This window comes from Limnohabitans sp. (assembly GCF_040400975.1).
GTDB lineage: Bacteria > Pseudomonadota > Gammaproteobacteria > Burkholderiales > Burkholderiaceae_C > Limnohabitans_A.
The window spans coordinates 37,647-63,002 of sequence record NZ_JBBAPF010000017.1 but is presented as its reverse complement, the minus strand read 5'-3'; the positions used below and the strand labels follow the sequence as shown (position 1 = coordinate 63,002).

24 protein-coding genes are annotated in these 25,356 nt (G+C 60.2%); 12 read left to right on the top strand and 12 right to left on the bottom strand.

Annotated features, from left to right (window positions below; all coding sequences use genetic code 11):
- Positions 1-20: 20 nt before the first annotated feature.
- The gene (locus tag ABWQ00_RS11005) at positions 21-1,001 is read right to left on the bottom strand and encodes a Bug family tripartite tricarboxylate transporter substrate binding protein (RefSeq protein WP_353238718.1); all 981 of its coding nucleotides are present in this window, start codon (positions 999-1,001) and stop codon (positions 21-23) included.
- A gap of 119 nt (positions 1,002-1,120) precedes the next feature.
- Between ABWQ00_RS11005 and ABWQ00_RS11000 the strand changes: the two genes are divergently transcribed.
- Together ABWQ00_RS11000 and ABWQ00_RS10995 are read left to right on the top strand one after the other, a co-directional pair.
- Positions 1,121-2,026, top strand: coding sequence for a LysR family transcriptional regulator (locus ABWQ00_RS11000; protein WP_353238717.1), 906 nt, complete (start codon positions 1,121-1,123; stop codon positions 2,024-2,026).
- Between the two features lie 21 nt (positions 2,027-2,047).
- On the top strand, positions 2,048-2,779 hold the full coding sequence (locus ABWQ00_RS10995; protein ID WP_353238716.1) for a sulfite exporter TauE/SafE family protein: 732 nt from the start codon (positions 2,048-2,050) through the stop codon (positions 2,777-2,779).
- A 128-nt stretch (positions 2,780-2,907) separates the two neighbouring features.
- On the opposite strand, the gene ABWQ00_RS10990 is transcribed toward ABWQ00_RS10995, so the two are convergent.
- From ABWQ00_RS10990 to ABWQ00_RS10970, 5 genes are all read right to left on the bottom strand, one after another.
- Positions 2,908-3,885: a GMP reductase gene (locus ABWQ00_RS10990; protein ID WP_353238715.1), complete on the bottom strand. Its 978-nt coding sequence runs from the start codon at positions 3,883-3,885 to the stop codon at positions 2,908-2,910.
- 190 nt (positions 3,886-4,075) lie between these two features.
- The gene (locus tag ABWQ00_RS10985) at positions 4,076-5,329 is read right to left on the bottom strand and encodes an MFS transporter (RefSeq protein WP_353238714.1); all 1,254 of its coding nucleotides are present in this window, start codon (positions 5,327-5,329) and stop codon (positions 4,076-4,078) included.
- A gap of 279 nt (positions 5,330-5,608) precedes the next feature.
- Positions 5,609-5,722, bottom strand: coding sequence for a HepT-like ribonuclease domain-containing protein (locus ABWQ00_RS10980; RefSeq protein WP_353238713.1), 114 nt, complete (start codon positions 5,720-5,722; stop codon positions 5,609-5,611).
- Between the two features lie 25 nt (positions 5,723-5,747).
- On the bottom strand, positions 5,748-5,954 hold the full coding sequence (locus ABWQ00_RS10975; protein ID WP_353238712.1) for a HepT-like ribonuclease domain-containing protein: 207 nt from the start codon (positions 5,952-5,954) through the stop codon (positions 5,748-5,750).
- Positions 5,951-6,211, bottom strand: coding sequence for a nucleotidyltransferase family protein (locus ABWQ00_RS10970; protein WP_502908125.1), 261 nt, complete (start codon positions 6,209-6,211; stop codon positions 5,951-5,953). The genes ABWQ00_RS10975 and ABWQ00_RS10970 overlap by 4 nt, the downstream gene beginning before the upstream one ends.
- Before the next feature lie 23 nt (positions 6,212-6,234).
- Here ABWQ00_RS10970 and ABWQ00_RS10965 point away from each other — a divergent pair, with 23 nt between their 5' ends.
- Together ABWQ00_RS10965 and ABWQ00_RS10960 are read left to right on the top strand one after the other, a co-directional pair.
- Complete coding sequence (locus ABWQ00_RS10965; protein WP_353238711.1) at positions 6,235-8,637, top strand: UvrD-helicase domain-containing protein; 2,403 nt, start codon at positions 6,235-6,237, stop codon at positions 8,635-8,637.
- Positions 8,638-8,658: 21 nt separating this feature from the next.
- Positions 8,659-9,135 carry an FKBP-type peptidyl-prolyl cis-trans isomerase gene (locus tag ABWQ00_RS10960; protein ID WP_353238710.1) on the top strand — a complete coding sequence of 159 codons (477 nt, stop codon included), beginning with the start codon at positions 8,659-8,661 and terminating at the stop codon, positions 9,133-9,135.
- On the opposite strand, the gene ABWQ00_RS10955 is transcribed toward ABWQ00_RS10960, so the two are convergent.
- Both ABWQ00_RS10955 and ABWQ00_RS10950 read right to left on the bottom strand, forming a co-directional pair.
- Positions 9,136-9,936, bottom strand: coding sequence for a BPSS1780 family membrane protein (locus tag ABWQ00_RS10955; RefSeq protein WP_353238709.1), 801 nt, complete (start codon positions 9,934-9,936; stop codon positions 9,136-9,138). It abuts the gene before it with no gap.
- A gap of 5 nt (positions 9,937-9,941) precedes the next feature.
- The gene (locus ABWQ00_RS10950; protein WP_353238708.1) at positions 9,942-10,904 is read right to left on the bottom strand and encodes a homoserine kinase; all 963 of its coding nucleotides are present in this window, start codon (positions 10,902-10,904) and stop codon (positions 9,942-9,944) included.
- Positions 10,905-11,229: 325 nt separating this feature from the next.
- Here ABWQ00_RS10950 and polA point away from each other — a divergent pair, with 325 nt between their 5' ends.
- A complete protein-coding gene (polA, locus tag ABWQ00_RS10945; protein WP_353238707.1) occupies positions 11,230-14,070 on the top strand; it encodes a DNA polymerase I in 2,841 nt (946 codons plus the stop codon).
- Between the two features lie 3 nt (positions 14,071-14,073).
- On the opposite strand, the gene ABWQ00_RS10940 is transcribed toward polA, so the two are convergent.
- The gene (locus ABWQ00_RS10940) at positions 14,074-14,721 is read right to left on the bottom strand and encodes a glutathione S-transferase (RefSeq protein ID WP_353238706.1); all 648 of its coding nucleotides are present in this window, start codon (positions 14,719-14,721) and stop codon (positions 14,074-14,076) included.
- A 137-nt stretch (positions 14,722-14,858) separates the two neighbouring features.
- Between ABWQ00_RS10940 and ABWQ00_RS10935 the strand changes: the two genes are divergently transcribed.
- Positions 14,859-15,707 carry a dienelactone hydrolase family protein gene (locus tag ABWQ00_RS10935; protein WP_353238728.1) on the top strand — a complete coding sequence of 283 codons (849 nt, stop codon included), beginning with the start codon at positions 14,859-14,861 and terminating at the stop codon, positions 15,705-15,707.
- A gap of 95 nt (positions 15,708-15,802) precedes the next feature.
- Positions 15,803-16,612 carry a ZIP family metal transporter gene (locus ABWQ00_RS10930; protein ID WP_353238705.1) on the top strand — a complete coding sequence of 270 codons (810 nt, stop codon included), beginning with the start codon at positions 15,803-15,805 and terminating at the stop codon, positions 16,610-16,612.
- Positions 16,613-16,672: 60 nt separating this feature from the next.
- Here the strand turns inward: ABWQ00_RS10930 and ABWQ00_RS10925 are convergent, their stop codons facing one another.
- The 3 genes from ABWQ00_RS10925 to ABWQ00_RS10915 are packed head-to-tail and all read right to left on the bottom strand — an operon-like array spanning position 16,673 to position 19,574.
- Positions 16,673-17,530: a sulfurtransferase gene (locus ABWQ00_RS10925; RefSeq protein ID WP_353238704.1), complete on the bottom strand. Its 858-nt coding sequence runs from the start codon at positions 17,528-17,530 to the stop codon at positions 16,673-16,675.
- 15 nt (positions 17,531-17,545) lie between these two features.
- Positions 17,546-18,433: a DMT family transporter gene (locus tag ABWQ00_RS10920; RefSeq protein WP_353238703.1), complete on the bottom strand. Its 888-nt coding sequence runs from the start codon at positions 18,431-18,433 to the stop codon at positions 17,546-17,548.
- 13 nt (positions 18,434-18,446) lie between these two features.
- Positions 18,447-19,574, bottom strand: a complete 1,128-nt coding sequence (locus ABWQ00_RS10915; protein ID WP_353238702.1) for an aromatic ring-hydroxylating oxygenase subunit alpha — start codon at positions 19,572-19,574, stop codon at positions 18,447-18,449.
- A 286-nt stretch (positions 19,575-19,860) separates the two neighbouring features.
- Here ABWQ00_RS10915 and ABWQ00_RS10910 point away from each other — a divergent pair, with 286 nt between their 5' ends.
- The 5 genes from ABWQ00_RS10910 (at position 19,861) to ABWQ00_RS10890 (ending at position 25,342) form a co-directional block, all read left to right on the top strand.
- The gene (locus ABWQ00_RS10910) at positions 19,861-20,115 is read left to right on the top strand and encodes an exodeoxyribonuclease VII small subunit (protein WP_353238701.1); all 255 of its coding nucleotides are present in this window, start codon (positions 19,861-19,863) and stop codon (positions 20,113-20,115) included.
- The gene (locus ABWQ00_RS10905) at positions 20,112-21,014 is read left to right on the top strand and encodes a polyprenyl synthetase family protein (RefSeq protein WP_353238700.1); all 903 of its coding nucleotides are present in this window, start codon (positions 20,112-20,114) and stop codon (positions 21,012-21,014) included. Before ABWQ00_RS10910 ends, ABWQ00_RS10905 begins: the two co-directional genes overlap by 4 nt.
- Before the next feature lies 1 nt (position 21,015).
- Entirely contained in the window at positions 21,016-22,863 is a 1,848-nt protein-coding gene (dxs, locus tag ABWQ00_RS10900) for a 1-deoxy-D-xylulose-5-phosphate synthase (protein ID WP_353238699.1), read from the top strand.
- A gap of 184 nt (positions 22,864-23,047) precedes the next feature.
- Positions 23,048-24,127: a TRAP transporter substrate-binding protein gene (locus ABWQ00_RS10895; protein ID WP_353238698.1), complete on the top strand. Its 1,080-nt coding sequence runs from the start codon at positions 23,048-23,050 to the stop codon at positions 24,125-24,127.
- Between the two features lie 90 nt (positions 24,128-24,217).
- On the top strand, positions 24,218-25,342 hold the full coding sequence (locus tag ABWQ00_RS10890) for a substrate-binding domain-containing protein (RefSeq protein ID WP_353238697.1): 1,125 nt from the start codon (positions 24,218-24,220) through the stop codon (positions 25,340-25,342).
- Positions 25,343-25,356 lie beyond the last annotated feature (14 nt).

The following is a 25,356-nucleotide window of genomic DNA, read 5'->3' as shown; positions in this document are numbered from 1 at the left end:
TGCAGTCCTTGACCCAGGAATTACTGAGCCTGCAGGTTGATCGTCTTGGCGATGCCGCGGTAGCGATCGATTTCACTCCGATAGATGCGGTCCAGCACCAGCGGGTCGCGTTCAGGCAGCACCACATTGCCGCTGCCTTCCAGGGCCTTGCGTGTTTCAGGCATTTCTGCCGATGCATAGAAGGCTTTGTTCAACGCATTGACGATGTGGTCGGGCGTGTTGCGGTGCACCACAATGCCTGCCCAGATGTCGAACTCCATGCTCTCCAGACCCTTCATGGTGGCCATGGCAGGGAACTGCTTGAACAGCGGGTGTGGGGTTTTGGCGGTCACGGCCAGGCCCTGGATCTTACCGTCCATGAGGGTGGCTGGAATGGAGCCTGCCATGGGCAAGAAGGCCATGTCGATCTGGCCCCCCATCAGGTCGTTCAGCAGGGGGGCAATGCCTTTGTAGGGCACATGCAGCATTTCGACCTTGGTGAGCTGGGAGAATCTTTCGCCAATCAGGTGGTAGAGCGAACCTGGACCCACGCTGCCATAGCTCAGGGGTTTGTTGCCGTTTTTGCGGGCCAGTGCCAGCAGTTCGTCGACGGTCTTGACATTGAGCGAGTTGCGAACAGCCAAAATCGTGTTGGTGGTTGCAAATTGAGCCACCAGCTTGAAGTCCTCCGACTTGTACTTCACGCCCTGGATGGCCAAGGGGGCCAGCACCAGCTCCATGGGGCTGGCCAGGCTCAGGGTGGCGCCGTCTGCGGGAGCGCTGACGAGCTTGCTCAAGCCGATCGAGCCGCCTGCGCCGCCGATGTTCTCGATGATCATGGGTTGTTTGCCCAGTCGGGTGGCCGCATCGGGCTGCACCCTGCGGGCAAAAAAGTCGGATGGGCCGCCTGCAGGGTAGGGCACGATCAGGCTGATCGGCTTGGCAGGGTAGTTTTGCGCCATGGCAGGGCCGAAAGCGCTGGCGGCCACAAACAGGCCAAATACGAGGGTCTTGAGGTTCATGATGTCTCCTTTAGGATTGAAATTCGATAGGGTTTGAACGACTACGAGCGGATGGTAAGAATTCGATTTTTATGTGTCCAATGACTTATTTTTCTGATAATCATTCGTAAAATGAATATATGAACCTCAGGCACCTTGAACACTGGCTGGCGCTGGCTGACACCGGATCCTTCAGCCGCGCGGCAGAAAAATTGCACATCACCCAATCCGCTTTGAGCCGCAGCATTCAGGCTCTGGAAGAGGATTTGGGAGGTCCCTTGGTGGACCGGGTGGGCAAAAAAAACGAGCTCACACCCTTGGGTCGCTCTGTGCTGGAGCGGGCGCGGCGCATCGTGCATGAGGCTCAAGAGCTCAAACAAGGCGCTGCATTGCTGCAGCAAGGCGGATTGGGCGCCTTGCGTGTGGGTTTGGGGTCTGGCCCCGGGGCCATGCTGATGACGCCCTGGCTGGTGTACATGGCCAAGCACCACCCCACAGTGCAGGTGACGGTCTCGCGCGGGTCTACCGAACTGCAATTGACCCAATTGCGCGAGCGGCAACTTGATGCCTTGGTGGTGGATGTGCGGCGTGTCGAATCGGCGCCGGATTTGAAAATGACACAGGTGGTCGAGATGCGTGCTGGCTTTGTGTGTCGCCAGGGCCACCCTTTGCTGGAATATGCCGCCAAGGGCTTGCCTTTTGAGGCCTTGCTGTCCTACCCCATCGCCTCCATCCAGCTGTCGCAAGAGGTGGCCAGATTGTTGGTGGACCACTACGGCCCGCAAGCCAACCCGGCACAAATGACCACCTTGCAGTGTGAGGACATCGCCAGCTTGTTGGATGTGGTGGGGCAAACCGATGCCATTTACCTGGGCATTGTGGGCGCAGCCCGAGAGGGCTTGGACCAGGGCCGTTTGGTGGAGTTGCCCATGCAAACACCCCTGAAGGGCCGGGCACGGCTGGCCCTCATCACCTTGGCGGGCCGTACCGAGTTGCCTGTCATGTCGGTGTTTCGCGCGTTTGTGCAAAACCACTTGAGCGATTGAAAAAACATCAAAGGAATCGGGATGCAGGAATGGCTTTATCCCATGGGGGTGGTCTTGTTGGGGTACACCGTGCTGGGCCTCACAGGTTTTGGCTCGGCTTTGGTGGTGGTGCCCCTGTTGGCCTGGAACTGGCCCTTGCCCGCCGTGGTGGCGCTGACTTTGCTCATGGACGTGCCCGCTTCTGCTTTGCACAGTGGTCTGAACTGGCGGCAGGTGCAGTGGCACGAGCTTCGCCGCCTGCTGCCCGGCATCGTGATGGGCACGGTGCTGGGCTTGTGGCTCATGCAGCACCTGAACAGCCGTTGGCCCTTGCTGCTGCTGGGTGTGTACGTGGCGGGTGTGGGCCTGAATGGCTTGCGCTTGAGGGCCGCGCCTTTGAAGCCGCCGGCCTCGGCTTGGGTTTTTCCGGTGGGCGGAGCCATAGGCCTTGTGGAGATGCTGTTTGGCACGGCGGGCCCCTTGGTGGTGGCTTGGCTCAGCCGACGTGTCGCCGATGTGCAGCAGTTGCGTGCCAGCACACCCATGGTCATTGCCACGGCGGCGACCACGGTCTTGCTGGTCATGGCCTTGGACGGTCGCTTGTCCAGTGGCGACTTGTGGCAACGCTGGAGCGTGTTGATTGGCGTGGCGCTGGCTGGCGTTTGGCTGGGTCACCGATTGGCGCACCGAGTGCCCACAGCACGATTGCGTCAGACCATTTGCGCTTTGCTGGTGGTCAGCGGTTTGATGCTGGCGCTGGGGGCCTTGAAATAGAGGTTTTGTAGGTCGGCGGCTTCAGCCCCGACAACAGGCGTTTGACCCAAGTTCATGTTGGGGCTAAAGCCACCGACCCACAAAAAAGGGAGCCCTTGGGCTCCCTCAGCGGTGAACGCGGTGACGGCTTACATCAACAGGTGCTCACCGGCGTTGTCACCACCCAGGATCACGTAGTTCACTTTGCGCACGTCCATCAGCTTGGTCCCACCGGCGTAGCTGATCGAGCTTTGCACGTCTTGCTCCATCTCAATCAGCGTGTTGGCCAGCTTGCCCTTGATCGGCTCCAGAATGCGCTTGCCCTCCACGTGCTTGTACTCGCCCTTGTTGAAGTCGCTGGCCGAGCCGTAATACTCTTTGAACAGTTCGCCATCGACCTCGACGGTTTTGCCGGGCGACTCCTCGTGGCCAGCAAAGAGCGAACCGATCATGACCATGCTCGCGCCAAAGCGGATGCTCTTGGCGATGTCGCCGTGGCTGCGGATGCCGCCGTCGGCAATGATGGGTTTGGTGGCCACGCGGGCGCACCACTTGAGGGCTGACAACTGCCAGCCGCCGGTGCCAAAACCGGTCTTGAGTTTGGTGATGCACACCTTGCCCGGCCCCACGCCCACTTTGGTGGCGTCTGCGCCCCAGTTTTCCAGATCGATCACGGCTTCGGGCGTGGCCACGTTGCCTGCAATCACAAAGCTGTCAGGAAGCTTGGCCTTGATGTAACGAATCATGTCGCGCACGCTGTCGGCATGGCCGTGGGCGATGTCGATGGTGATGTACTCGGGCACCAGGTTTTCTGCGGCCAGCTGGTCCACGGTGGCGCGGTCGGGGGCTTTGACGCCCAGCGAGATCGAGGCGTAAACACCTTTGCCATGCATGTCGCGCACAAACTGGACGTTGTCCAGGTCAAAGCGGTGCATCACGTAGAAGTAGTTGTTTTGCGCCATCCACAAGCAGATGGACTCGTCCACCACGGTCTTCATGTTGGCAGGCACCACCGGCAGGCGGAAGGTTCGGCTGCCCAATGTGACGCTGGCGTCGCACTCAGAACGGCTTTCCACGCGGCACTTGCGTGGCAGCAACAGGATGTTGTCGTAGTCAAAAATTTCCATGAGAAAACCAAGCTCCAAAAAAGGATTCGTTGAAAGAACGAGTGAGCGCTTGGCCTGGCCGGTTTTGAGGCCCCTGTGTTGAACCCGTTGCAGGTTCAGGGCAAAAAAAACCGGGCGCAAGAATCTTGGGCCCGGTGGCTGATTCTACCCGTGTTCAAACACCCCACGAGTTGGCGGCCCTGATCCGATTTCAAGCAGGGGTTTCAGCAGAGGGTGGCAGTGTCGGCTTGGTGGCCAGCATGAAGGCCAGCGAGCCCAGAGCCGCCAGCAAGGCCAGCAGGCTAAAACCCAGCTGGTAATCGCCCGTCAAGTCGGCCAGCACACCCGCGATCATGGGGCCCGCAATTTGCCCCAATGCGATGATGGCCGCCGAAAGGCCCAAAATCAGACCGATCGCGTTGCGCCCGAAGTAGTCTGCCCGGATGGCCTGCATGAAAGGCCCGCGCAGACCCCAAGCGATGCCGTGGAACACCCCGAAGGCCACCAGCATGGCCATGTGGTTGGCATAGGTCAGGCACAGCATGCCGATGCCGTGGGCCAGCATGCACAGGGCGGCGACCTTTTTTTTGTCAAACCAGTCGCCCATGGTGGCCCCCATCAGCACCCCGGCCAATTGGCCAAAGGTCATGATCAATATCACCCAACTGGCGGTGGTGAACGAATAGCCCAGGCCCTCTTTCATGTGGGTGATGGCATGCACATTCACGGCCGATACCACCAGCAAGGCCAGGCCATGGCCGATGGCCAGCATCCAAAAAGCCCGGGTGCGCAGGGCTTGCGCCACGGTGAATTCGATCTGCACCGGGGGGGCAGGGCGGCCTTGTACCAAATCAGCGGCCGCTTGCGCCGGGTGGATGCCGTCCACATGATCGCCATGGTCCTCGGGTCGGCGGCGGATGATGCTGGCCATGGGCAAGCCGGTCAGTAAAACCAAAAGACCCGATCCTGCGGCCGTGGCCCGCCATCCCCACACCTGGATGGACCAGGCCATCAGTGGCACCACCAGCCCCCCCATGGCCAGTCCCAGGCTCATGATGGACAGGGCGCGGGCGCGGAACTTCTCGAACCACTGCACCAGCGCCACCGACAGCGGAAAGTAGCCCCCCAGGCTGGCACCCACGGCCATCAGGAGTGCGCTGGCATAAAAGGTGACAACGCTGTCAACTTGGCTCAGCAGCAGCAAGCCGGCCGCAAACAACACCATGCCCCAGCGGATCATTTTTTGAGGCCCCACCCGATCCATCACCCAGCCTAGCACCGGGCCGATGATGGCCGCCTCAACCGACTGCAGGGCCGCCGCGCCTGACAAGGTGGTTTTGCTCCAGCCCATTTCGTCTGACAGCACGGCGATGTACAGACCCAAGGCTTGCGTGAGAAAAGCCGCCAACAAAAACTGGATACCGCAAGCCGCACCGACCATGCGCCAGCCGTAAAACACCTTCATGCCGAGCCCTCCACCGACAGCACGATGAGGCCCACCCGAGGTCGCGCGGGCAACGGGGCAGGCCAAGAGGTATGTTTCAAAAGGGGCACGGTTTTGGGGAGGGCATGGCGATGAAGCCTATGGTGTCACGCCAAGCCCGCTGCACATGTCCCTGACTGGACCGACATGGGGGCAGCGTATGCCTTGACCATGCCAATGAGGGGGCACAAGTGTGGAATGTTCAGAAGGCCGGTCCATCAAGCGGCATTGCCAGGTTCCTGCGTGATGGCTTGGGTGACGTTAAGCCGTGCACGCCTTGACCAAGCTGTAAAGACCAGGCAGGTCACTTTGGATCGTTTTCCAGACCATTTCCAAGTCGACTTTGTCGTATCCATGCGAGAGGCGATTGCGCATGGCATACATCACTTGCCAAGGAATTTCACTGTGTTGCAGCGAATACGGCATCAACTTGCTGAATGTTATTGGCGGCCTCGCCGATCACTTCAAGGTTACGGATGACGGCATCTTGAATCAATTCACTGGCCAAGAAAGTGGCTTCGTTGACGCCCGTTGTGTGACGATCAATGCGCTCGATGGCTGCCAGTATGTGCCCCAGGTAATCTGCCCGGCGCAAGCTTTTGCTCATACTGGAAGGGCCTCGGCCAAAACCAGGTGGCGAAACTTGTCGGGCAGAGCTTTTGGGGTCAAAACGTCGACCGAAATCCCCAGCATTTTTTCCAGTTCCACTTGAATGGCGGCTACATCCATCAAAGTGGTGTGGGGGGTGGGGTCGATCAAGATGTCCAGATCGCTGCCTTCGTGGTCGTCGCCACATACAAGTGGATGAAAAAAGTAGAAAGGACAAGGTCCAGAGGGGTTTCCCGATGCCCCAGCCCAGTGCAGGGGGGTATCTACAATCTCCCCCTATGTTGTCTGACACCTTCCCGAACACTTCTTCTCCCTTGCTGGCTCAGCTCAACGATGAGCAGCACCGGGCGGTGGCCTTGCCCCCAGAGCATGCTTTGATTTTGGCGGGCGCAGGTTCGGGCAAAACCCGGGTGCTCACCACGCGCATTGCTTGGCTCTTGCAGACCTCGCAGGTTTCGCCTGGCGGTATTTTGGCGGTGACCTTCACCAACAAGGCTGCCAAAGAGATGAAGCTGCGCCTGCAGGCTCTGCTGCCGGTGAATGTGAACGCCATGTGGATTGGCACGTTTCACGGGCTGTGTAACCGATTTTTGCGGGCGCATCACCAGTTGGCCGGATTGCCGCAGACTTTTCAGATTTTGGATACGCAAGACCAGTTGTCGGCCGTCAAGCGCCTGTGCAAGCAGTTCAATGTGGACGAAGACCGTTTCCCACCCAAGCAATTGCAGTATTTCATTGCGGGCTGCAAAGAAGACGGTCAACGCCCTGGCGATGTGACTGTGCGCGATGACGAGACCCGCCGCAAGGTGGAGCTGTACCAGTTGTATGAAGAACAATGCCAGCGTGAAGGCGTGGTGGACTTTGGCGAGCTGATGCTGCGCTCCTATGAATTGCTGCGCGACAACGCGCATGTGCGCGAGCATTACCGCCGCCGTTTTCGCCACATCTTGGTGGACGAGTTTCAGGACACCAACAAGCTGCAATACGCTTGGCTCAAGCAATTGGCGGGTTTGCCGGGTGAGGGCGGCGAATGTGCGATTTTGGCCGTGGGCGACGACGACCAGAGCATCTACGCCTTCCGGGGCGCGCGGGTGGGCAATATGGCCGACTTTGTTCGCGAGTTTCAGGTTCGGCATCAGATCAAGCTCGAGCAAAACTACCGCAGCTTCAGCAACATCCTCGAATCGGCCAACCACCTGATCAGCTACAACAAAACCCGTTTGGGCAAAACCCTGCGCACCGATCAAGGGGCGGGGGAGCCCGTGCGTGTGGTCGAATCCCCCTCTGACTTTGCCGAGGCACAGTGGCTGATTGAAGAGCTGCGCCAGTTGGTCAAGCAAGATGGTTTTGAGCGCAAAGAAGTGGCGCTGCTGTACCGCAGCAACGCGCAAAGCCGGGTGCTCGAAACCGCTTTGTTCAACGCCGGGTTTCCGTACCGGGTGTATGGCGGTTTGCGTTTTTTTGAACGCGCCGAGATCAAGCACGCGCTGGCGTATTTGCGCTTGATGGAGAACCCCAATGACGACACCAGCTTTTTGCGGGTGGTCAACTTTCCGCCCCGTGGCATCGGGGCACGTTCCATTGAGCAGCTGCAAGACGCTGCACGCGCCGCAGGCTGCTCGCTGCACGACGCTGTGAGCGCCACCACCGGCAAGGCCGGTGCCAATTTGGCGGCTTTTGTGGCCATGGTCGATGTCCTGCGCGAGCAGACCGAGGGTCTGACGCTGCGCGAGATCATCGACCTGGTGCTGGAAAAAACGGGGCTGATCAACCTCTACCGCACCGAGAAAGAAGGCGCGGACCGGGTAGAAAACTTGGAAGAACTGGTCAACGCTGCTGAGAGCTTTGTTACACAGGAAGGCTTTGGCCGCAGTGCGGTGGCCATGCCTCAGAGCTTGTCACAAAGTCCGGCCAGCCAGGGTGTGAGCGCTTCAGTGGACACTGACTTGGGCACCATCGACGAGTTCAGCGAAGATGGCGTGATCATGAGCCCGCTGGCGGCATTCTTGACACATGCGTCGCTGGAGGCGGGCGATAACCAAGCGCAAGCCGGTGAAGATGCGGTTCAACTCATGACGGTGCACGCCAGCAAGGGTCTGGAGTTCGATGCAGTGTTTATCACCGGGCTGGAAGAAGGCCTGTTCCCGCACGAAAACGCGATGAACGACTTTGACGGATTGGAAGAAGAGCGCCGCCTGATGTACGTGGCCATTACCCGCGCGCGAAGGCGCCTGTACCTCAGCCATTCGCAAACCCGCATGCTGCATGGCCAGACCCGCTACAACCTGAAAAGCCGTTTTTTGGCCGAGCTGCCTGAGGCGTGCCTGAAATGGGTGACGCCCAAAAATGCCGGTTTCTCCAACTTGGGCACGGCCGGCGCTGGGACAAGCTCTCAGGGCGGTGGCTGGCCGCAAACCCCGGCCTTCAACCGCCAGACCCGTCCCGCTTGGGGGCAGAGCAGTTTGAGCACCGAAACTTATCCAAGTCCCCCTGTGCCAGTGCAAAAAGCCGCGCCCGAGCATGGCATCAGCGCTGGTAAAACCGTGTTCCACACCAAGTTTGGTGAGGGCAAGGTGCTGGCGGTGGAGGGCGTGGGGGCCGATGCCCGCGCCCAGGTCAACTTTCCCCGTCACGGGGTGAAATGGCTGGCCTTGAGCGTGGCCAAACTCACCGTGGTTTGATTTTTTGCTTGGAAAGATCCCATGAAAATCACCCGAAACACCGTCGTCACCATGCAATACAAGGTGACCAATGCCCAAGGTCAACTGCTGGACAAGACCCAAGAGCCCACCTCTTACCTGCATGGCGGATACGACAATACCTTCCCCAAAATTGAGGAAGCCCTAGAAGGCCAAGAGCTGGGGTTTGCCATCACCTTGAAGCTGGCCCCAGCCGATGCATTTGGCGAGCGCGATGAGAGTTTGGTGCAGACCATTCCTAAAAGTGAATTTCCACCAGGCGTCAAGGTGGGTGGGCAGTTGCGTGGCCGCACCCCAGACGGGCGCGAGCAGGTTTTCAATGTGCTGAAAATCAAAGGCAACCAAGTGATGCTGGATGGCAACCACCCGTGGGCGGGTCAGCACCTGAGTCTGGCGCTCAAAGTGGTCGAGGTCCGGGCTGCCTCGGCCGATGAAGTGACGCACCGCCACGCCCATGGCGCACACGGCCACCAGCACTGATCAATCGGCGCTGGGTGGGGGTGCGCTTTGTTCGTCGTCAACGTCGGTTGAAAAACAGTCGCGCACCGAAAACAGCATGGAGGTGAAGAACATGCCTGCCACCATCAGTGCGATGGGTAAGAAAGCCGCCGTCATCAATTGAGGGCTGCCCATCAAACTGGTGACGAGCAAAGCCAAAATGGCGCTGCCCATGAAAATCACACCCCAAGCCATCACATAAACCGTGAAAGCCTTCAGGTTGCGCCAGCAAGCCATGAAGCTGAAAAACAAACTCTTGACCGCCGGCATGCCGTACCAGTGCACCAAAGCAGGTGAATGCCAAAACATCATGGACAGTGGCACATAAAACAGCATGGACACCCACAAGGCGGTTTGAAACGAGTCGGTCGTCACCACATCGGGTGTCATTTTTGCGCCACCAAAATAGACTTTGGCAAAGGTGCCGCCATCGACCAAGGTGGATAACAACATCACCGCCAGAAAAATCACCGCGTACAAGCCGCCCAAATGGAACATGGTTTTGCGGTGAGGCCCGGCCTTGAAGGCAGCAAACAAGACGCCGGGCATGGGGAACTTGCCCTGGGAGGCAGTTTGCGTCGCCGCCATCATGCCCAGCGTCAGCCCTGGCAAAACGATGAGCGCCAAAGCGCTGCCTACAAAGGGCACGATCGAGACCGCTGACACTGTGATCATGAACAAAAAGAACAGACCCGTCATGGCCAAAGGTTGACGCCAAAAAGTGCGCAGGCCTTGTTTGGCCCATTTCAGGCCAGCGCTGGCGGGAACGATTTGCAGGTGCATGGTGATCAGACAGTGGCAGACAAGGACACGGGGTGGAGAATCCGGCCGCGCAAAACGCGTTCGAAGTGGCTAGGGTCGTGCGGTTTGAGCATGGAAGCCTCTCGGGGCAGATGGTAGTCCCAGAGGCGGGAAATCCAGAACCGCAAAGCCCCGGCCCGTAAAAGGGCGGGCAATAAAGCGCGCTCTGGTGCCGTCAAGGGACGCTCTAGGCCGTAGGCTTTCAGCATGGCCCCGGCGCGTTCGGCGTCGTGGCGACCAGTACCCAAGTCGATGCACCAGTCGTTCAGGCACACGGCCAAGTCGAACAACCAGGTGTCTACACCTGCAAAGTAAAAGTCAAAAAAGCCCGTCAGTTGTTCACCGTCAAACATCACGTTGTCGCGGAACAGGTCGGCGTGTACCGGGCCACGGGGCAAGGCGGCATAAGCGGCACTTTCAGCGATGTGGTTTTGGTAAGCCAGTTCGCTGCGCAGCAAGGCGGCTTGCACTTCGTCCAGATGGTGCAAAACCAAGGGGGCTGTTTCGTTCCACCAAGGCAGGCCGCGCAAATTGGGCTGGCTGCGGTTGTAGTCGGCCCCCGCCATGTGCATGCGCGCCAGCATTTGGCCTACTGCGGCGCAGTGCACGGTCTGTGGTTGCAATTGGCTTTTACCCGCGAGTTTGTTGACCACAGCTGCAGGCTTGCCGTTCAAGGTGTGCAGCACATCGCCATCGCGGTTGGCGGCCGGATCGGGCACCGGGATGCCGCGGCCAGCCAAAAATTTCATCAACAGCAGGTAAAAGGGCAGTTGTTCATGGGTCAGGCGCTCAAACAGGGTGAGCACATACTCACCTTGGGTGGTGGTGGCGAAGTAATTGGTGTTTTCAATGCCACCTTCGATGCCGCGCAGGGCCGTGAGCTGGCCCAGGTTGAGGGCTTGCATCAGGTCATTGGCCTGGGCTTCGGTGACTTCGGTGAATACCGCCATGGGGGAGAAAACCGTCAAAGCGCCAGAGGGGTCTGGCTTGGGTGAGCAAAACACGGATTGTAGAGGGCGAAAAGACCCAAATGACCCGCAAAGGGCTGACTGCGCTGGGCCGATGTGGCAAAGCGAAGCGCCTCTGAGGCCCAGCGCAGTCAGCCCTTTGCGGGTCTGCCTATGACTTCCCTGGACAGGCGGGGAGATCGGCTAGCCGGGTCTGCGCCGGAGCTCAGAGGCGCTTCGCTTTGCCACATCGCTCCGGCGCAGACCCGGCCACCCGATCATGAGGTCGCTTGAAGGTCAGGCCCCGATCCCGGTACACAATCGAGGGATGAGCGACAACACCTCCGACACATCCAAGCCGACCCTCTTGCTGGTCGATGGCTCCAGCTACCTGTACCGCGCCTTCCACGCCATGCCCGATTTGCGCGCCGTGCCGGGCGACCCGAGCAGCCCCGCCACCGGGGCCATTCGCGGCATGATCAACATGATGGAGCGGCTGCGCAAGGATGTGCCTGCTGTTTATGCCGCTTGCGTTTTCGACGCCAAAGGCCCCACTTTCCGCGACGCGTTGTACCCCGAGTACAAAGCCAACCGCAGCCCCATGCCCGACGATTTGCGCTCCCAGATCGAGCCGATCCACGAGCTGGTGCGCCTGATGGGCTGGACGGTGCTGGACGTGCCGGGCGTGGAAGCCGACGACGTGATCGCCACGCTGGCCCATGTGGCCGCGCAGCAAGGCATCGAGGTGACGGTGTCGAGCGGCGACAAGGACCTGAGTCAGTTGGTCAATGAACACATCACCATCATCGACACGATGAACGGCAAGGTGCGCGATGTGGCGGGCGTGACCGAAGAGTTTGGCGTGCCGCCATCGCTCATGATCGACTACCAAACCCTGGTGGGCGACACGGTGGACAACGTGCCCGGTGTGGCCAAGGTCGGCCCCAAAACGGCCGCCAAGTGGCTGATGGAATACGGCTCCCTCGACAACTTGATGGCGCATGCCCATGACATCAAAGGGGTGGCGGGCGAAAACCTGCGCCAGGCGGTGGATTGGCTGCCCAAAGGCCGCGCCTTGGTGTCCATGAAAACCGATTGCGACCTGAACGACTGGGTCCCCGATTTGCCTTCGCTGGCCAGCCTGCACCTGCACGAGCCCGCCAAGGACAAACTGCTGAATTTCTACCAGACCTATGGCTTCAAAGGGCTGGTGCAGTCGCTGGGCGGGACCGTGCCTGCGCCTGCGGCCAAAGCCAAAGCGGCCAAGCCCAAAGACATGGGCACCGGGGATTTGTTTGGATCGGCACCTGACGACGAACCAGCAGCAGCCCCCGTGCTCGACACCGCAGCCAGCTCGGTACAAGGCGATCTGAAATACGACACGGTGCTCGATTGGGCCGCGTTCGACACTTGGCTGGCTCGCATCGAGCAAGCGCCACTGACGGCCATTGACACCGAAACCACCTCGCTCGACGCCATGCGCGCCGAGATCGTTGGCATATCGCTCAGCGTCACCCCCGGCGAGGCGGCCTACATTCCGCTGGCCCACAACGGCCCGGCTGCGCCCGAGCAGCTGCCTTTGGCCGATGTGCTGGCCAAACTCAAGCCCTGGCTCGAAAACCCGGCCCGCCACAAGCTGGGTCAGAACATCAAATACGACCGCCATGTGTTCGCCAACCACGGCATCGAGGTGCAGGGCTACGCCCACGACACCATGCTGGAGAGCTATGTGCTGGAAGTGCACAAACCGCATGGCCTTTCAAGTCTTGCCGAGCGGCATGTGGGCCGCCGGGGTGTGACCTACGAAGACCTTTGCGGAAAAGGTGCCCACCAGATCCCGTTTGCGCAGGTCGATGTGGTCAAGGCCGCGCATTATTCATGTGAAGACTCGGACCAATGCCTGGACGTGCATCTTGCCTTGTGGCCGCAGATCGCAACCCATGCGGGCCTGAAGTATGTGTACGACATGGAAATCCAGACCAGCGAAGCGCTGTACCGCATCGAACGCAACGGCGTGCTGATCGATGCCCCCACGCTGGCCGCGCAAAGCCAAGCGTTAGGCGAGCGCATTGTGCAGCTCGAAACCGAAGCCTATGAAATCGCAGGCCAGCCCTTCAACCTGGCCAGCCCTAAGCAGCTGGGCGAGATCTTCTTTGACAAGCTGGGCCTGCCCGTCATCAAGAAAACCGCCACGGGTGCGCGCAGCACCGACGAAGAGGTGCTGGAGAGACTGGCCGAAGATTACCCGCTGCCTGCGCGCATCCTGGAGCACCGCAGCCTGAGCAAGCTCAAAGGCACTTACACCGACAAGCTGGCGCAACTGGCCTTGCCGCGCACAGGCCGGGTGCACACGAATTACGCCCAGGCCGTGGCTGTGACGGGTCGCTTGTCGAGCAACGAGCCCAATTTGCAAAACATCCCGGTCCGCACCACAGAGGGCCGCAAGGTGCGCGAGGCCTTTGTGGCCCCGGTTGGTTGTGTGATCGCGAGTGCCGACTACAGCCAGATCGAATTGCGCATCATGGCGCACTTGAGCGACGACCCTGCCTTGCTCAAAGCCTTCCATGAGGGGCTGGACGTGCACAAGGCCACGGCTGCCGAGGTGTTTGGCCTCACGCCCGACACTGTGAGCAGCGAGCAACGGCGCTACGCCAAGACCATCAACTTTGGTCTGATCTACGGCATGAGCGCGTTTGGTTTGGCCAAGGCCTTGGGCATCGACAACACCGCCGCCAAGAACTACATCACCCGCTACTTCGAGCGCTTTGCAGGCGTCAAGCACTACATGGACGCCACCCGTGAACAGGCCAAGGCGCTGGGTTATGTCGAGACCGTGTTTGGCCGCCGCCTCGTGCTGCCCGAGATCAACAGCCCCAACGGCCCCCGCCGCGCAGGGGCCGAACGCGCCGCCATCAACGCGCCCATGCAGGGCACGGCGGCTGACCTGATCAAGCTGAGCATGATCGCGGTGCAAAAGGCGCTGGACGAACAGGGCAAGGCGACCAAGGTCATCATGCAGGTGCACGACGAACTGGTATTCGAGGTGCCCGAATCAGAGGTGGAATGGGTGCGCACCGAAGTGCCGCGCATCATGGCGGGCGTGGCAAACCTCAAGGTGCCTTTGCTGGCCGAAGTGGGCTTTGGCCCGAACTGGGAACAGGCGCATTGAGCGTTAAGCTGGCTGCCAAGGCGCGTGCTTGTGCATGATGGCGTCAAACAGCGCGGAGCCTTCAAACACTGCCAGCCAAGCGACCAAGGCAGGCCAGGCCTGCGCCGCAAACCAGCCGGGGTCCGTATGGGCGTATTGCCGCACAAAGGGGGCCACGGCCGCATCGGCCAAACCAAATTGCTCACCCGCCAAAAAAGCCTGTGCGCGAAGCCGCGCATCCAGCGTGTGCAGCCAAAGTGCCGCCTCATCGCGATCGGCAGCACCAGTTTCCAAACCAGAACGGTTCGGGTATTTGTAGCGGTCCAGTTGCCCCTTGAAAGGCCCGTCGTTGTGCGCGATCAGGGCCAACGCATCGGACATGCCCGCATCTGACGCAGGCAGCCAAGCCAGTGGGTCGCTCTGGCGCAGAGCCCACAGCATGATGTCCAGGCTCTGATCCAGAACCTGGCCGCTCACGGCCCCTTGGGTAACCGGCAGCCACAACACGGGCACCGTGCCTTTGGGCGACAGTGCCAACATGTGGGCAGGTTTGTTTTTCAGAACGACCTCGCGGTGCTCCACCGCGATGCCGCTGGCGTGCAGCGCCAAGCGTGCCCGCATGGCGTAGGGGCAGCGGCGAAACGAGTAGAGAACGGGCAGAGTCGGGGGCATGTCGGCAGTTTAAATCGCCAACCGCGTGCAAACCCGACACGCCTGTGCCAAGATCAGCGTCCTCTTATATCTGGACATGGAGACCCGCCTTGAACAACGACCTGATCAACGATGCACAAGCCCTTTTGGGCGGCAAGATGGACGCCAGTGGCACGACCCGCCGCGTGGCCTTGAAAGCCGCATTGGGTGTGGGTTATGCCGCAGCGGCAGCCCCCATCATGGCTCAAACAGCCATCAAGACGCCCTCCACAGGCTTGGTTGCGGGGGAGGTGACCATTGACGTCAAGGGCTTCAAGATGCCGGCTTACCGGGCAGCGCCAGCGGGTAAGAAAGACCTGCCGGTGGTCTTGGTGATTTCCGAAATTTTCGGAGTGCATGAATACATCGCCGACACCACCCATCGCCTCGCTCAAGCGGGCTATCTGGCCATTGCCCCCGAACTCTTTGTGCGCCAGGGGGACCCCAGTGAATACGGAGAATTGGCCAAACTCCAATCCGAAATCATCGCCAAAGTGCCCGACGAACAGGTCATGGGTGACCTGGATGCGGCCGTTGCCTGGGCCGCGGCTAATGGCGGCAATGCCGACAAATTGGCCATCACCGGCTTTTGTTGGGGCGGGCGCATCACCTGGCTGTATGCCGCCCACCAACCCAGGCTCAAAGCGGGCGTGGCGTGGTACGGTCGCTTGGTGGGCAACACCACACCTCAGACCCCGAGGCACCCGCTGGCGCTGGCGGGCAATTTGAAGGCCCCGGTTCTTGGTTTGTATGGCGGTGCAGACACCGGTATCCCACTTGACACCGTTGATAAGATGAAGATCGAACTGTCCAAAGGACCTGCTGCAGCAAAAACCAGTGAGTTTGTGGTTTATCCTGATGCCCCGCATGCTTTTCATGCCGACTACCGATCGAGTTACCGCAAGCCAGCGGCAGACGACGGTTGGCAGCGCATGCTGGCTTGGTTCAAACGCTTCGGTGTGGCGTGATGTGTGAATGCTGAGATCGCCCTTTGGGGCATGATTTCTGAAAACCGCCCATTGGGGCGGTTTGTTTTGGGGTGCAGGGCGCTCCGGGAAAAATGATGACTTTATTGGCGATTTTGGTGGGCACTTTGGTGGCGGGCATTGGCAGCGTTTGGGTTGCGGCTTGGTTGAGCTTCGGTGTTTTGAGCCGCTACACCCAGCACATGTTGAGTTTGGCCGCTGGGGCTTTGATGGCCACGTCTTTCTTGCATTTGTTGCCAGAGGCTTTTGAAAGTGGCGTGGGCCCACACGAGCTCTTTTTGACTTTCCTTGTGGGTTTGGTGTTTTTCTTTTTGCTCGACAAGGCTGAGCTGTGGCACCACGGGCATGAACATGGCCATGACCATGACCATGATCAAAAGGAAGGGTCGCACGCGCATGTGCACCCACATCCGCATGCCCATTCCGATGCCCCAAGAGGCCAGTGGGCGGTGTTGGCAGGAGACAGTGTCCACTGCTTTGGCGATGGCATTTTGATCGCATCGGCCTTCATGGCCGATATGCACTTGGGCATGATCGCTGCGCTGGCGGTGTGGGCCCACGAAATCCCTCACCACATGGGCGACTTGGCCGTGCTGCGGCAGGGCAGCAGCAGCCGCCGTGCCGCCATCGTGAAGGTGTCGATGGCCGGGGCCATCACCGCGCTGGGGGGGGCTGTGGGCTATGTGCTGGTCGACGCTTTGCGCGAATGGTTGCCGTTCTTTTTGGTGATCGCCAGCAGCAGCTTTGTTTACGTGGCTTTGGCCGACCTGATCCCGCAACTGCAAAAACGCTTGTCTGCGCGTGAAACGGCTGCGCAAATTTTGTGGCTGGCCGTCGGCATCGGCATGGTGGTCATCGTCAGTGCTTTGGCCGGACACCAGCACTGACGCGGCTGTTCAAACGGGCGTGTGCCACGCTCATCGCGCACGGGGTGCGCTCCTTCCAATTCAGCCTTTGGCGCAGGGCAGTCCGGGGGTGTTGCACCACTCGCTCCAGCTGCCCGCATACAGGGCGGTGATGCCGAAACCGGCCATTTCCATCGCCATCAAATTGGGCACAGCCGTCACGCCAGAACCGCAGTGGTGCACCACGCTGCTGGGCGTTCGGCCTGCAAGCACTTGGGACCATTCGGCACGCAGCAACTCGGGCGATTTGAAGCGACCGTCTGCATCAAAGTTGTCGGTGTAGGGCCGGTTCAAGGCGCCGGGAATGTGGCCCGCGACCGGGTCGAGTGGCTCCATTTCGCCCCTGAAGCGCGCTCCGGCCCGGGCATCGATGATGGTTTGCTCGGGTCTGCCCAAGGCGGCTGACACCTCTGAGGTCAGCACCAACTGGCGCAGTGGTGCTTTCAACTCAAATGCCGCAGGTGCTGGGGGCGTGAAGGGGCCCGATTCGGTGGCGCCACCGGCGTCTTTCCAGGCTTGCAGGCCACCGTCCAGCACGGCCACAGCCTCGTGGCCCAGCCATTTGAGCATCCACCACAAACGCCCGCAGTAGGCGCTTTTGTTGCGGTCGTACACCACGATCTGCATGCCGTTGTGAATGCCCAAACTGGCCAGCCATTGGGCCACTGCTTCGCGTTGGGGCAAGGGGTGGCGTCCAGCGTTGACACCTGCTCCGGGCGTATGCGTGCTCAGGTTCTTGTCCAAGTTGGCGGGCAAGGCGCCTGCGATGCGTTCGTCTGCAAAAAAGCCACCCGCCAGCTCGGGCTTCATCAGGTCAAAACTGCAGTCAAAAATGGCGCAGGGGCTGCCTTGCGCCAGCAGGGTTTGCAATTGGGGGGCGTTGATCAGCAGGGTGTACATGGTGGTCTCCAAGGTTCAGTGGTCTTCAGCAGGGGCGCTGGGCAGTGTACGGCTGCGCAGCACGGTGGACGCAATGCCGCTAACCATGATGAGGGCCATGCCCAGCCAGCCCATGAGCGGGATCTGGTCGCCAAACAGGATCAAGCCAAACAAGGCACCAAAGACGATGCCCGAATACTGCAGATTGGCCACCACCAGGGTCGAGCCCCGGCTGTAGGCGTTGGTCATGCACAACTGTCCCAGCGCGGCCAGCACACCAATGGGCAGCAACCACAACACGCTGGGCCAAAGCCATGGGCTGACGCCGGTGACCAGCATCAACGCGGCGCCCACCACAGCGGTGCCGACGGAGAAATAAAACACGGTGCGTGCTTCGGGCTCGTTGAGTCGCCCCAGCGCCGCGACCTGGATGTAAGCCAAAGCAGCGACCAGGCCAGACAGCAGACCGACGACGCCGGCAAACAACTGGTCTTGTTCTATGGTGGGTCGCAGCAACAAGATGACACCGCCAAAACCTGCGATCACCGTCAAGACGATGGGCCCTTGCTGGGTCGCTTCTTGCAGTTTGCCCATGACCAGGGTGCCACCCACCAGAAAAACCGCGACCCAGATGCCGCTCATGTAATTGAGTGTCATGGCCGTGGCCAGGGGCAAGTGGGCAATGGCATAAAACCAGGCAGCCAGTGAAGTGACACCCACCACCGAACGCCAGACGTGCATCATGGGAATCGAGGTGCGCAAAGCCACACCCTGCAACCTGCAGAAACTGGCCATGAACAACACGCCGATCAGACCCCTGAAAAAAACCAACTCGGACGTGTGGAAGTGGGTCGATGCGTATTTGATGCAAACCCCCATCATCGAAAAGAACAAGGATGCCAAGATCATCCAGGAGGCTTGCATCGTCGCCTTCGCTTCAGAGGGCGCTCAGCTGGCGGCGGTGCCACTCGTGAAAGTGCTGCATGCCGTCTTCCATGGGACTTTGGTAGGGGCCGACTTCGTTGTCACCGCGAGCCAGCAATGCTTTGCGCCCGGCGTCCATGCGTTCGGCGATTTCGTCGTCCTCGATGCAGGTCTCCATGTAAGCCGCTTGCTGGGCTTCGACGAACTCGCGCTCGAAGGCGACGATCTCTTCGGGGTAGTAAAACTCCACCATGTTGAGCGTCTTGTTCGGGCTGATCGGGTGCAAAGTCGATACGGTCAGCACATGGGGATACCACTCCACCATGATGTGTGGATAGTAAGTCAGCCAGATCGCACCGCGCTCGGGCAGTTGTCCGTTGCGGTATTTGAGCAGCACCTCGTGCCACTTTTTGTAGGTGTCTGAGCCGGGCTTGCCAAAGCCGCCCGATACGCCCACGGTCTGCACCGAGTAGTGTTCCTTGAACTCCCAGCTCAGGTCGTCGCAGGTGACGAACTGGCCCAGCCCAGGGTGGAAGGGCCCAACATGGTAGTCCTCCAGGTACACCTCGATGAAGGTCTTCCAGTTGTAGTGGCACTCGTGCAGCTCCACACGGTCGAGCGCGTAGCCGTCGAAATTGAGTTGCGCCCTGGGGCCCATGCCCGCCAGATCGGCGGCGATGTCGCGGCCGTTGTCTTCAAAGAGCAGGCCATTCCATTCCTGCAACTTGTAGTTGTTCAGGTTCAAGCAGGGGTCTTGGGCAAAGTGGGGGGCACCCAACAACTGACCGTCTGGTGCGTAGGTCCAGCGGTGCAAGGGGCAGACGATGTTGCCGCCTGCGCTGCCTTTTTGCTGGGTTTGCAGGTTGCCACGACCGTTCAGCATGATGGCTTGGCGGTGGCGGCAGACATTGGAGACGAGCTCGACACCGCCCTGAGCGTTGCGCACCAAGGCGCGGCCATCGGCCTCGTGGGGCAGGGCATAGTAGTCGCCCGGGTGGGGCACCGACAGCTGGTGACCCACATAGCGCGGGCCTTGCCGAAAGAGCGTGTTCAATTCGCGCTGAAACAGCGCCTCATCGAAATAAGTGGAAACTGGTAGTTGGCTTGCGGCCTGCTGCAGTTGAAGACTTAAATCAGACATGGGTGACCTGACCTAGAGACTCCCCCTATGAAGGGGCAGGGACAAAGCGCTGAATTCAAGGAAAACGGCGCAAAAAAATGACAGGAAATCCCTGTCGATGAGCCGCGATTCTACCCCGGGCCGCGTTCCTTGCAGGGATGAGCCGCCAGCTTTCCGTGCGCCTGGACCCCATGGGCCGTTCGCCAGACTTGCCAGCCCCTGTGGCGTCTTATGAAGTTGACATGACCAACTGTCAGCCAAGTCAAGGCTTAAGGCCTAAAATCTGGTTTTTTCTTCGGAACACCCCATGCCCAAGGCCGCTCCCCAAGACACCGCCGACTCCTCCGCTGCGCCCTTGCCGGTCAGTTACGAAGCGGCTTTGGCGGAATTGGAGTCTTTGGTGGGCCAGCTCGAATCGGGGCAGATGCCCCTGGACCAGCTCTTGACAGGTTACCAGCGCGGCGCCGCCTTGCTGGCCTTTTGCCGTGACAAACTCAAAGCCGTCGAGGACCAGATTCAGGTTCTGGACGGCGGACAACTCAAACCCTGGAGCGGTGCATGAGTCTGGATTTGAAAGCCTGGATGCAGCCGCATCTGGACCGCGTGGAACAAGCCTTGTCGTCTGGCATTGCGGCCAAATCACCCGCCGAGTTGGGCCAGGCCATGCGCTACGCCGTGCTGGATGGCGGCAAGCGCCTGCGCCCTTTGCTGGTCTTGGCCACAGCCGAAGCGGTGGGCGATGCCCCCAACAGCCCGGCAGCACTGAAGGCCGCCTGCGCCATCGAGTTGATCCACGCTTACTCCTTGGTGCACGACGACATGCCCTGCATGGACAACGACGTGCTGCGGCGCGGCAAACCCACGGTGCATGTGCAGTTTGGCGAAGCCCAGGCCTTGCTGGCGGGGGATGCCTTGCAAACTTTGGCTTTTGAATTTTTAACCCCCCAGGACGCCAGCGTCAGCGCTGCGGTGCAAGCCGCTTGTGTGGGTTTGCTGGCGCGGGCTTCGGGTTACCAAGGCATGGCTGGAGGCCAAGCCATTGACCTGGCCAGCGTGGGCCAGCGCCTGACAGAAGACCAGTTGCGCCAGATGCACCGCCTCAAAACCGGGGCGCTGCTGCTGTGCAGCGTGCAGATGGGCGCGGCCTGTGTGGCCGGCGTTCCCGCCCCTGTTCAAGCGGCGCTCCAGCGCTTTGGTGAGGCTTTAGGTCTGGCCTTCCAGGTGGTGGACGATGTCCTGGATGTGACGGCCGATTCGGCCACGCTGGGCAAGACTGCAGGCAAGGATGAAGCCGCCGACAAACCCACTTATGTGGCCCTGATGGGGCTGGACGCGGCCAAAGCTTATGCCGATGCGCTGGCCGCGCAGGCGATGCAGGCCTTGGCCGATACCGGATTGCTGGATGACCGTTTGGCCGCGCTGCGTGCACTGACCGCCATGGTGGTAGAAAGAAACAACTGACATGACCGATTTGCTCAAGAACATCGACTCCCCGGCGGATCTGCGCCGCCTGCAGCGCACCGACCTGCTCCAATTGGCCGACGAACTGCGCCATTGCGTCCTCGACAACGTGTCCAAAACCGGTGGGCACCTCAGTTCCAACCTGGGCACTGTTGAGTTGACGGTGGCTTTGCATTACGTCTTCAACACCCCCGAAGACCGCATCGTTTGGGACGTGGGCCACCAAACTTATCCGCACAAAATCTTGACAGGGCGCCGTGACCGCATGCCCACGCTGCGCCAATTTGGCGGCTTGTCGGGCTTTCCGCGCCGCGACGAGAGCGAATACGACACCTTTGGCACGGCCCACTCGTCCACCAGCATTTCGGCCGCTTTGGGCATGGCCGTGGCCGCGCGCCAAAAAGGCGAGTCGCGCCATTCGATCGCGGTGATCGGCGATGGCGCCATGACCGCTGGCATGGCCTTTGAAGCCCTGAACAACGCGGGTGTCGAAGAATGCAAGCTGCTGGTGATCCTGAACGACAACGACATGTCGATCAGCCCACCTGTGGGTGCGCTCAACCGCTATTTGGCCCAGCTGATGAGCGGGCGCTTTTATTCGGCGGCCAAGGCCGGCGCCAAAAATGTGCTCAAAAACGCACCGCCCTTGTTTGAGCTGGCCAAGCGCTTGGAAGAAACCGCCAAAGGCATGGTGGTGCCCGCCACGCTGTTCGAGAAATTCGGCTTCAACTACATCGGCCCGATCGACGGGCACGACCTCGATTCGCTGATCCCGACGCTGGAAAACATCAAAAACCTGGACGGCCCGCAGTTTTTGCATGTGGTCACCAAAAAAGGCCAGGGCTATGAAAAGGCCGAAGCCGACCCGGTGGCCTACCACGGCCCCGGCAAGTTCGACCCCAGCGTCGGCCTGGTGCCAGCCGCTACACCCGCCAAAACCACTTTCACCCAGGTGTTTGGCCAGTGGCTGTGCGACATGGCCGACAAAGACATGCGCCTGGTCGGCATCACGCCTGCCATGCGCGAGGGCTCTGGCATGGTGGCTTTTCACCAGCGCTTTCCCAAGCGCTATTACGACGTGGGCATCGCCGAGCAGCACGCCGTGACCTTTGCCGCCGGCATGGCCTGCGAGGGCCTGAAACCCGTGGTGGCCATCTACTCGACCTTTTTGCAGCGGGGTTACGACCAATTGATCCACGACGTGGCGCTGCAAAACCTGCCCGTGGTATTTGCGTTGGACCGTGCGGGTTTGGTGGGGGCCGACGGCGCCACCCACGCGGGGGCTTACGATATCGCCTACATCCGCTGCATCCCCAACATGAGCCTGGCCTGCCCGGCCGACGAGCGCGAGTGCCGCCAGCTGCTGAGCACCGCTTACGCACAAAACCACCCGGTGGCCGTGCGCTATCCGCGTGGCGCGGGTGTGGGCACCGATCCTGGACGCGATCTGGACACCTTGCCTTTTGGCAAAGGCGAGGTGCGCCGCCAAGGCGAAAAACTGGCCATTTTGGCCTTTGGCACTTTGCTGGCTCCGGCCCTGCAAGCCGCTGAAAAGCTCAACGCCACGGTGGTCAACATGCGCTGGGTCAAGCCGCTGGATGTGGAATTGCTGGCGCAAATTGCGCAGACCCACGAGCGCATCGTCACCGTAGAAGAGGGCTGCACCATGGGCGGTGCAGGCAGCGCCGTGGCCGAGGCGCTGCAGACTCTGCAGATCACCCGGCCTGTTTTGCAGCTGGGTCTGCCTGACGAGTTCATCGAGCACGGTGAGCCTGCCAAACTCTTGGCCTTGCAGGGGCTGGATGCTGCCGGCATTGAGCGCTCTGTGCGCTTGCGCTGGCCTGATTGAGTCGATTTCAGGGCGGATTTGAATTCTTTTCAAGGCCGCAGCCGAACGGCCAAAGCCCTGCCGATTTAAGGATTAAAAAAGGGTAAACCCCCACGGATAGGGGCTGTTTCGCTTCCTATAATAGGCGCTGCTTGATCAAGCGACCCGGTTAGCCGGGTTTCAGTTTTTTTCATAAGGAGTCCTCATGGATCGTCGTTCCGTAATCAAAAACGCCGGCATTGCTGGCGTTTTGGCTGCTGGTGCTGCACCTGCAGTCCAAGCACAGGCCGCCATTCGCTGGCGCCTCGCCTCCAGCTTCCCCAAAGCTTTGGACACCATTTTTGGTGCCGCTGAAGTTTTTGCCGAAAAAGTCAATGCCATGTCTGGCGGCAAGTTTGTCGTCACCGTGCACGCTGCAGGCGAGTTGATGCCCGCTTTTGGCGTGGTGGACGGCGTGCAGCAAGGCACCGTTGAAGCGGCCCACACAGCGCCTTACTACTTTTTCGGCAAGGACGACACTTTTGCTCTGGGCACAGCCATTCCATTTGGTCTGAACAGCCGCCAGCTCACCTCCTGGTTCTATGACGGCAACGGCATGAAGCTGTTCCGTGAGTTCTACGACAAGTACAACATCGTGAACTTCCCTGGCGGCAACACAGGTGCCCAAATGGGTGGCTGGTACCGCAAGGAAATCAAGACCCTGGACGACATCAAGGGCCTGAAGTTCCGCGTCGGCGGTTTCGCTGGCAAGGTTTTGACCCGCATGGGCGCTGTTCCCCAGAACATTCCTGGCGGCGAGATTTACCAAGCCCTGGAAAAAGGCACGATTGACGCCGTTGAGTGGGTCGGTCCCTACGATGACGAGAAGCTGGGCTTCCAAAAAGTGACCAAGAACTACTACTACCCAGGCTTCTGGGAAGGCGGCGCACAGCTGGACTTCTACATCAATAAAACTGCTTTCAACGCCTTGTCCAAAGAGAACCAAGCCATTGTGGAAGCTGCTGCGTCTTACGCGCACACCGAAATGCAAGCGCGTTACGACAACCGCAACCCCGCAGCGCTGCGTCGCTTGGTGGCCGGTGGTGTCAAACTCTTGCCTTTCCCCAAGGTCGTGATGGACGAGGCCTTCAAGCAGTCCATGGCCCTGTACGAAGAGCTGCGTCAGTCCAACCCGAACTGGAAAAAGATCTACGACGACTACTCAACGTTCCGCAGAGATCAAAACCAGTGGTTCCGTTTCACGGAAGCCACGTTTGACCGCTACATGCAATCGGCCAAGCTGTAATCATCTGGCGCGACCGAATCAAAAAGGCCCCTCGGGGCCTTTTTTCATGAGTTTCTCCTGATCACCAAGTCATGATGCAAACTCCTCACAATGCAACACATCGAGCTTTCTTACCAATGGGCATCCCCGGGCGCCGAACCGGTGCGTAACCGCCAAAGTCCTCTGCGCAACCCGCTCATGGACTTGTTGCAGGCCGTGCGCGATGCCGGCTCGATCGGAGGTGCCGCCAAGTCATTGGGCTTGTCCTACCGCCATGTCTGGGGGGAGCTCAAGCGCTGGGAGCTGAGTTTGGGCCAAGCCCTGATTCTTTGGGAGAAGGGTCAGGCGGCCAGACTCACCGGTTTTGCTGACAAATTGCTCTGGGCAGAGCGCCAAGCGCAGGCTCGGCTTTTGCCGCAAATCAGTGCGCTGCAGGCCGATCTGGAGAAAACATTTGCGGTGGCATTTGACCCTGCCCACTTGGCGTTACCGATTTTTGCGAGCCATGACGCGGCCATGGATTTGCTGCGCGAAGAGGCCGCATCCACAGCTTTGCATCTGGACTTGCGGTTTTGCGGCAGTGTGGACGCGATCCGCGCCCTGAACGAGGGCCGTTGTCATGTTGCGGGCTTTCATGCCCCTTGGCAGCCCGACGCGCAGTCGCTTGTGGCCCGCACTTACAAGCCCTTGCTCAAGCCGGGTCAGCACAAACTGATCGGCTTTGCCAAGCGTTCGCAAGGGCTGATGGTCGCCAAGGGGAACCCCTTGGGCTTGCAGGATTGGGCCAATCTGTTCCAAGCGGGTGTGCGCTTTGTCAACCGTAGTCCTGGGACCGGGACCCGCTTGTTGCTGGACCAATCCTTGCATGAAAGAGGCCTTCTGGCTTCGGCTCTCGAGGGTTATGCGCACGAAGAAAATTCTCATGCTGCTGTAGCGGCCTGTATCGCTGCAGGTCAGGCCGATGTGGGTCTGGGCATCGCCCATGCCGCCCATGCCCATGGCCTTGATTTTGTGCCCCTGCACCAAGAGCATTATTGGCTGGTGTGCCTGGCCTCGGCACTCGACACCCCGCCCGTCGTGCAACTGCGGCGCTTGCTGGGCAGTTTGGCCTGGCAAGCCAGGCTGCAGGGCCTGGGCGGGTACAGCCCGACACCCCAGACCGGTCAGGTGCAGTCTTTGCGCAGCATGCTGCCTTGGTGGCAGTTCAGGTCTTCACGGCCCGGGGCAACCGCTTGATCGGTATCGGCCTG

What these genes read in the sequence shown, in the direction of transcription:
- ABWQ00_RS10995 (WP_353238716.1), top strand. Translation starts at nt 2,048, where the DNA reads ATGCAGGAATGGCTTTATCCCATGGGGGTGGTCTTGTTGGGGTACACC.
- ABWQ00_RS10905 (WP_353238700.1), top strand. Translation starts at nt 20,112, where the DNA reads ATGAGTCTGGATTTGAAAGCCTGGATGCAGCCGCATCTGGACCGCGTG.
- ABWQ00_RS10935 (WP_353238728.1), top strand. Translation starts at nt 14,859, where the DNA reads ATGGACGCCAGTGGCACGACCCGCCGCGTGGCCTTGAAAGCCGCATTG.
- ABWQ00_RS10940 (WP_353238706.1), bottom strand. Translation starts at nt 14,721, where the DNA reads ATGCCCCCGACTCTGCCCGTTCTCTACTCGTTTCGCCGCTGCCCCTAC.
- ABWQ00_RS10975 (WP_353238712.1), bottom strand. Translation starts at nt 5,954, where the DNA reads ATGAGCAAAAGCTTGCGCCGGGCAGATTACCTGGGGCACATACTGGCA.
- ABWQ00_RS11000 (WP_353238717.1), top strand. Translation starts at nt 1,121, where the DNA reads ATGAACCTCAGGCACCTTGAACACTGGCTGGCGCTGGCTGACACCGGA.
- ABWQ00_RS10955 (WP_353238709.1), bottom strand. Translation starts at nt 9,936, where the DNA reads ATGCACCTGCAAATCGTTCCCGCCAGCGCTGGCCTGAAATGGGCCAAA.
- ABWQ00_RS10965 (WP_353238711.1), top strand. Translation starts at nt 6,235, where the DNA reads ATGTTGTCTGACACCTTCCCGAACACTTCTTCTCCCTTGCTGGCTCAG.
- ABWQ00_RS10980 (WP_353238713.1), bottom strand. Translation starts at nt 5,722, where the DNA reads ATGCGCAATCGCCTCTCGCATGGATACGACAAAGTCGACTTGGAAATG.
- ABWQ00_RS10920 (WP_353238703.1), bottom strand. Translation starts at nt 18,433, where the DNA reads ATGCAAGCCTCCTGGATGATCTTGGCATCCTTGTTCTTTTCGATGATG.
- ABWQ00_RS11005 (WP_353238718.1), bottom strand. Translation starts at nt 1,001, where the DNA reads ATGAACCTCAAGACCCTCGTATTTGGCCTGTTTGTGGCCGCCAGCGCT.
- ABWQ00_RS10960 (WP_353238710.1), top strand. Translation starts at nt 8,659, where the DNA reads ATGAAAATCACCCGAAACACCGTCGTCACCATGCAATACAAGGTGACC.
- ABWQ00_RS10950 (WP_353238708.1), bottom strand. Translation starts at nt 10,904, where the DNA reads ATGGCGGTATTCACCGAAGTCACCGAAGCCCAGGCCAATGACCTGATG.
- ABWQ00_RS10985 (WP_353238714.1), bottom strand. Translation starts at nt 5,329, where the DNA reads ATGAAGGTGTTTTACGGCTGGCGCATGGTCGGTGCGGCTTGCGGTATC.
- ABWQ00_RS10930 (WP_353238705.1), top strand. Translation starts at nt 15,803, where the DNA reads ATGACTTTATTGGCGATTTTGGTGGGCACTTTGGTGGCGGGCATTGGC.
- dxs (WP_353238699.1), top strand. Translation starts at nt 21,016, where the DNA reads ATGACCGATTTGCTCAAGAACATCGACTCCCCGGCGGATCTGCGCCGC.
- ABWQ00_RS10925 (WP_353238704.1), bottom strand. Translation starts at nt 17,530, where the DNA reads ATGTACACCCTGCTGATCAACGCCCCCCAATTGCAAACCCTGCTGGCG.
- ABWQ00_RS10910 (WP_353238701.1), top strand. Translation starts at nt 19,861, where the DNA reads ATGCCCAAGGCCGCTCCCCAAGACACCGCCGACTCCTCCGCTGCGCCC.
- ABWQ00_RS10990 (WP_353238715.1), bottom strand. Translation starts at nt 3,885, where the DNA reads ATGGAAATTTTTGACTACGACAACATCCTGTTGCTGCCACGCAAGTGC.
- ABWQ00_RS10890 (WP_353238697.1), top strand. Translation starts at nt 24,218, where the DNA reads ATGCAACACATCGAGCTTTCTTACCAATGGGCATCCCCGGGCGCCGAA.
- ABWQ00_RS10915 (WP_353238702.1), bottom strand. Translation starts at nt 19,574, where the DNA reads ATGTCTGATTTAAGTCTTCAACTGCAGCAGGCCGCAAGCCAACTACCA.
- polA (WP_353238707.1), top strand. Translation starts at nt 11,230, where the DNA reads ATGAGCGACAACACCTCCGACACATCCAAGCCGACCCTCTTGCTGGTC.
- ABWQ00_RS10895 (WP_353238698.1), top strand. Translation starts at nt 23,048, where the DNA reads ATGGATCGTCGTTCCGTAATCAAAAACGCCGGCATTGCTGGCGTTTTG.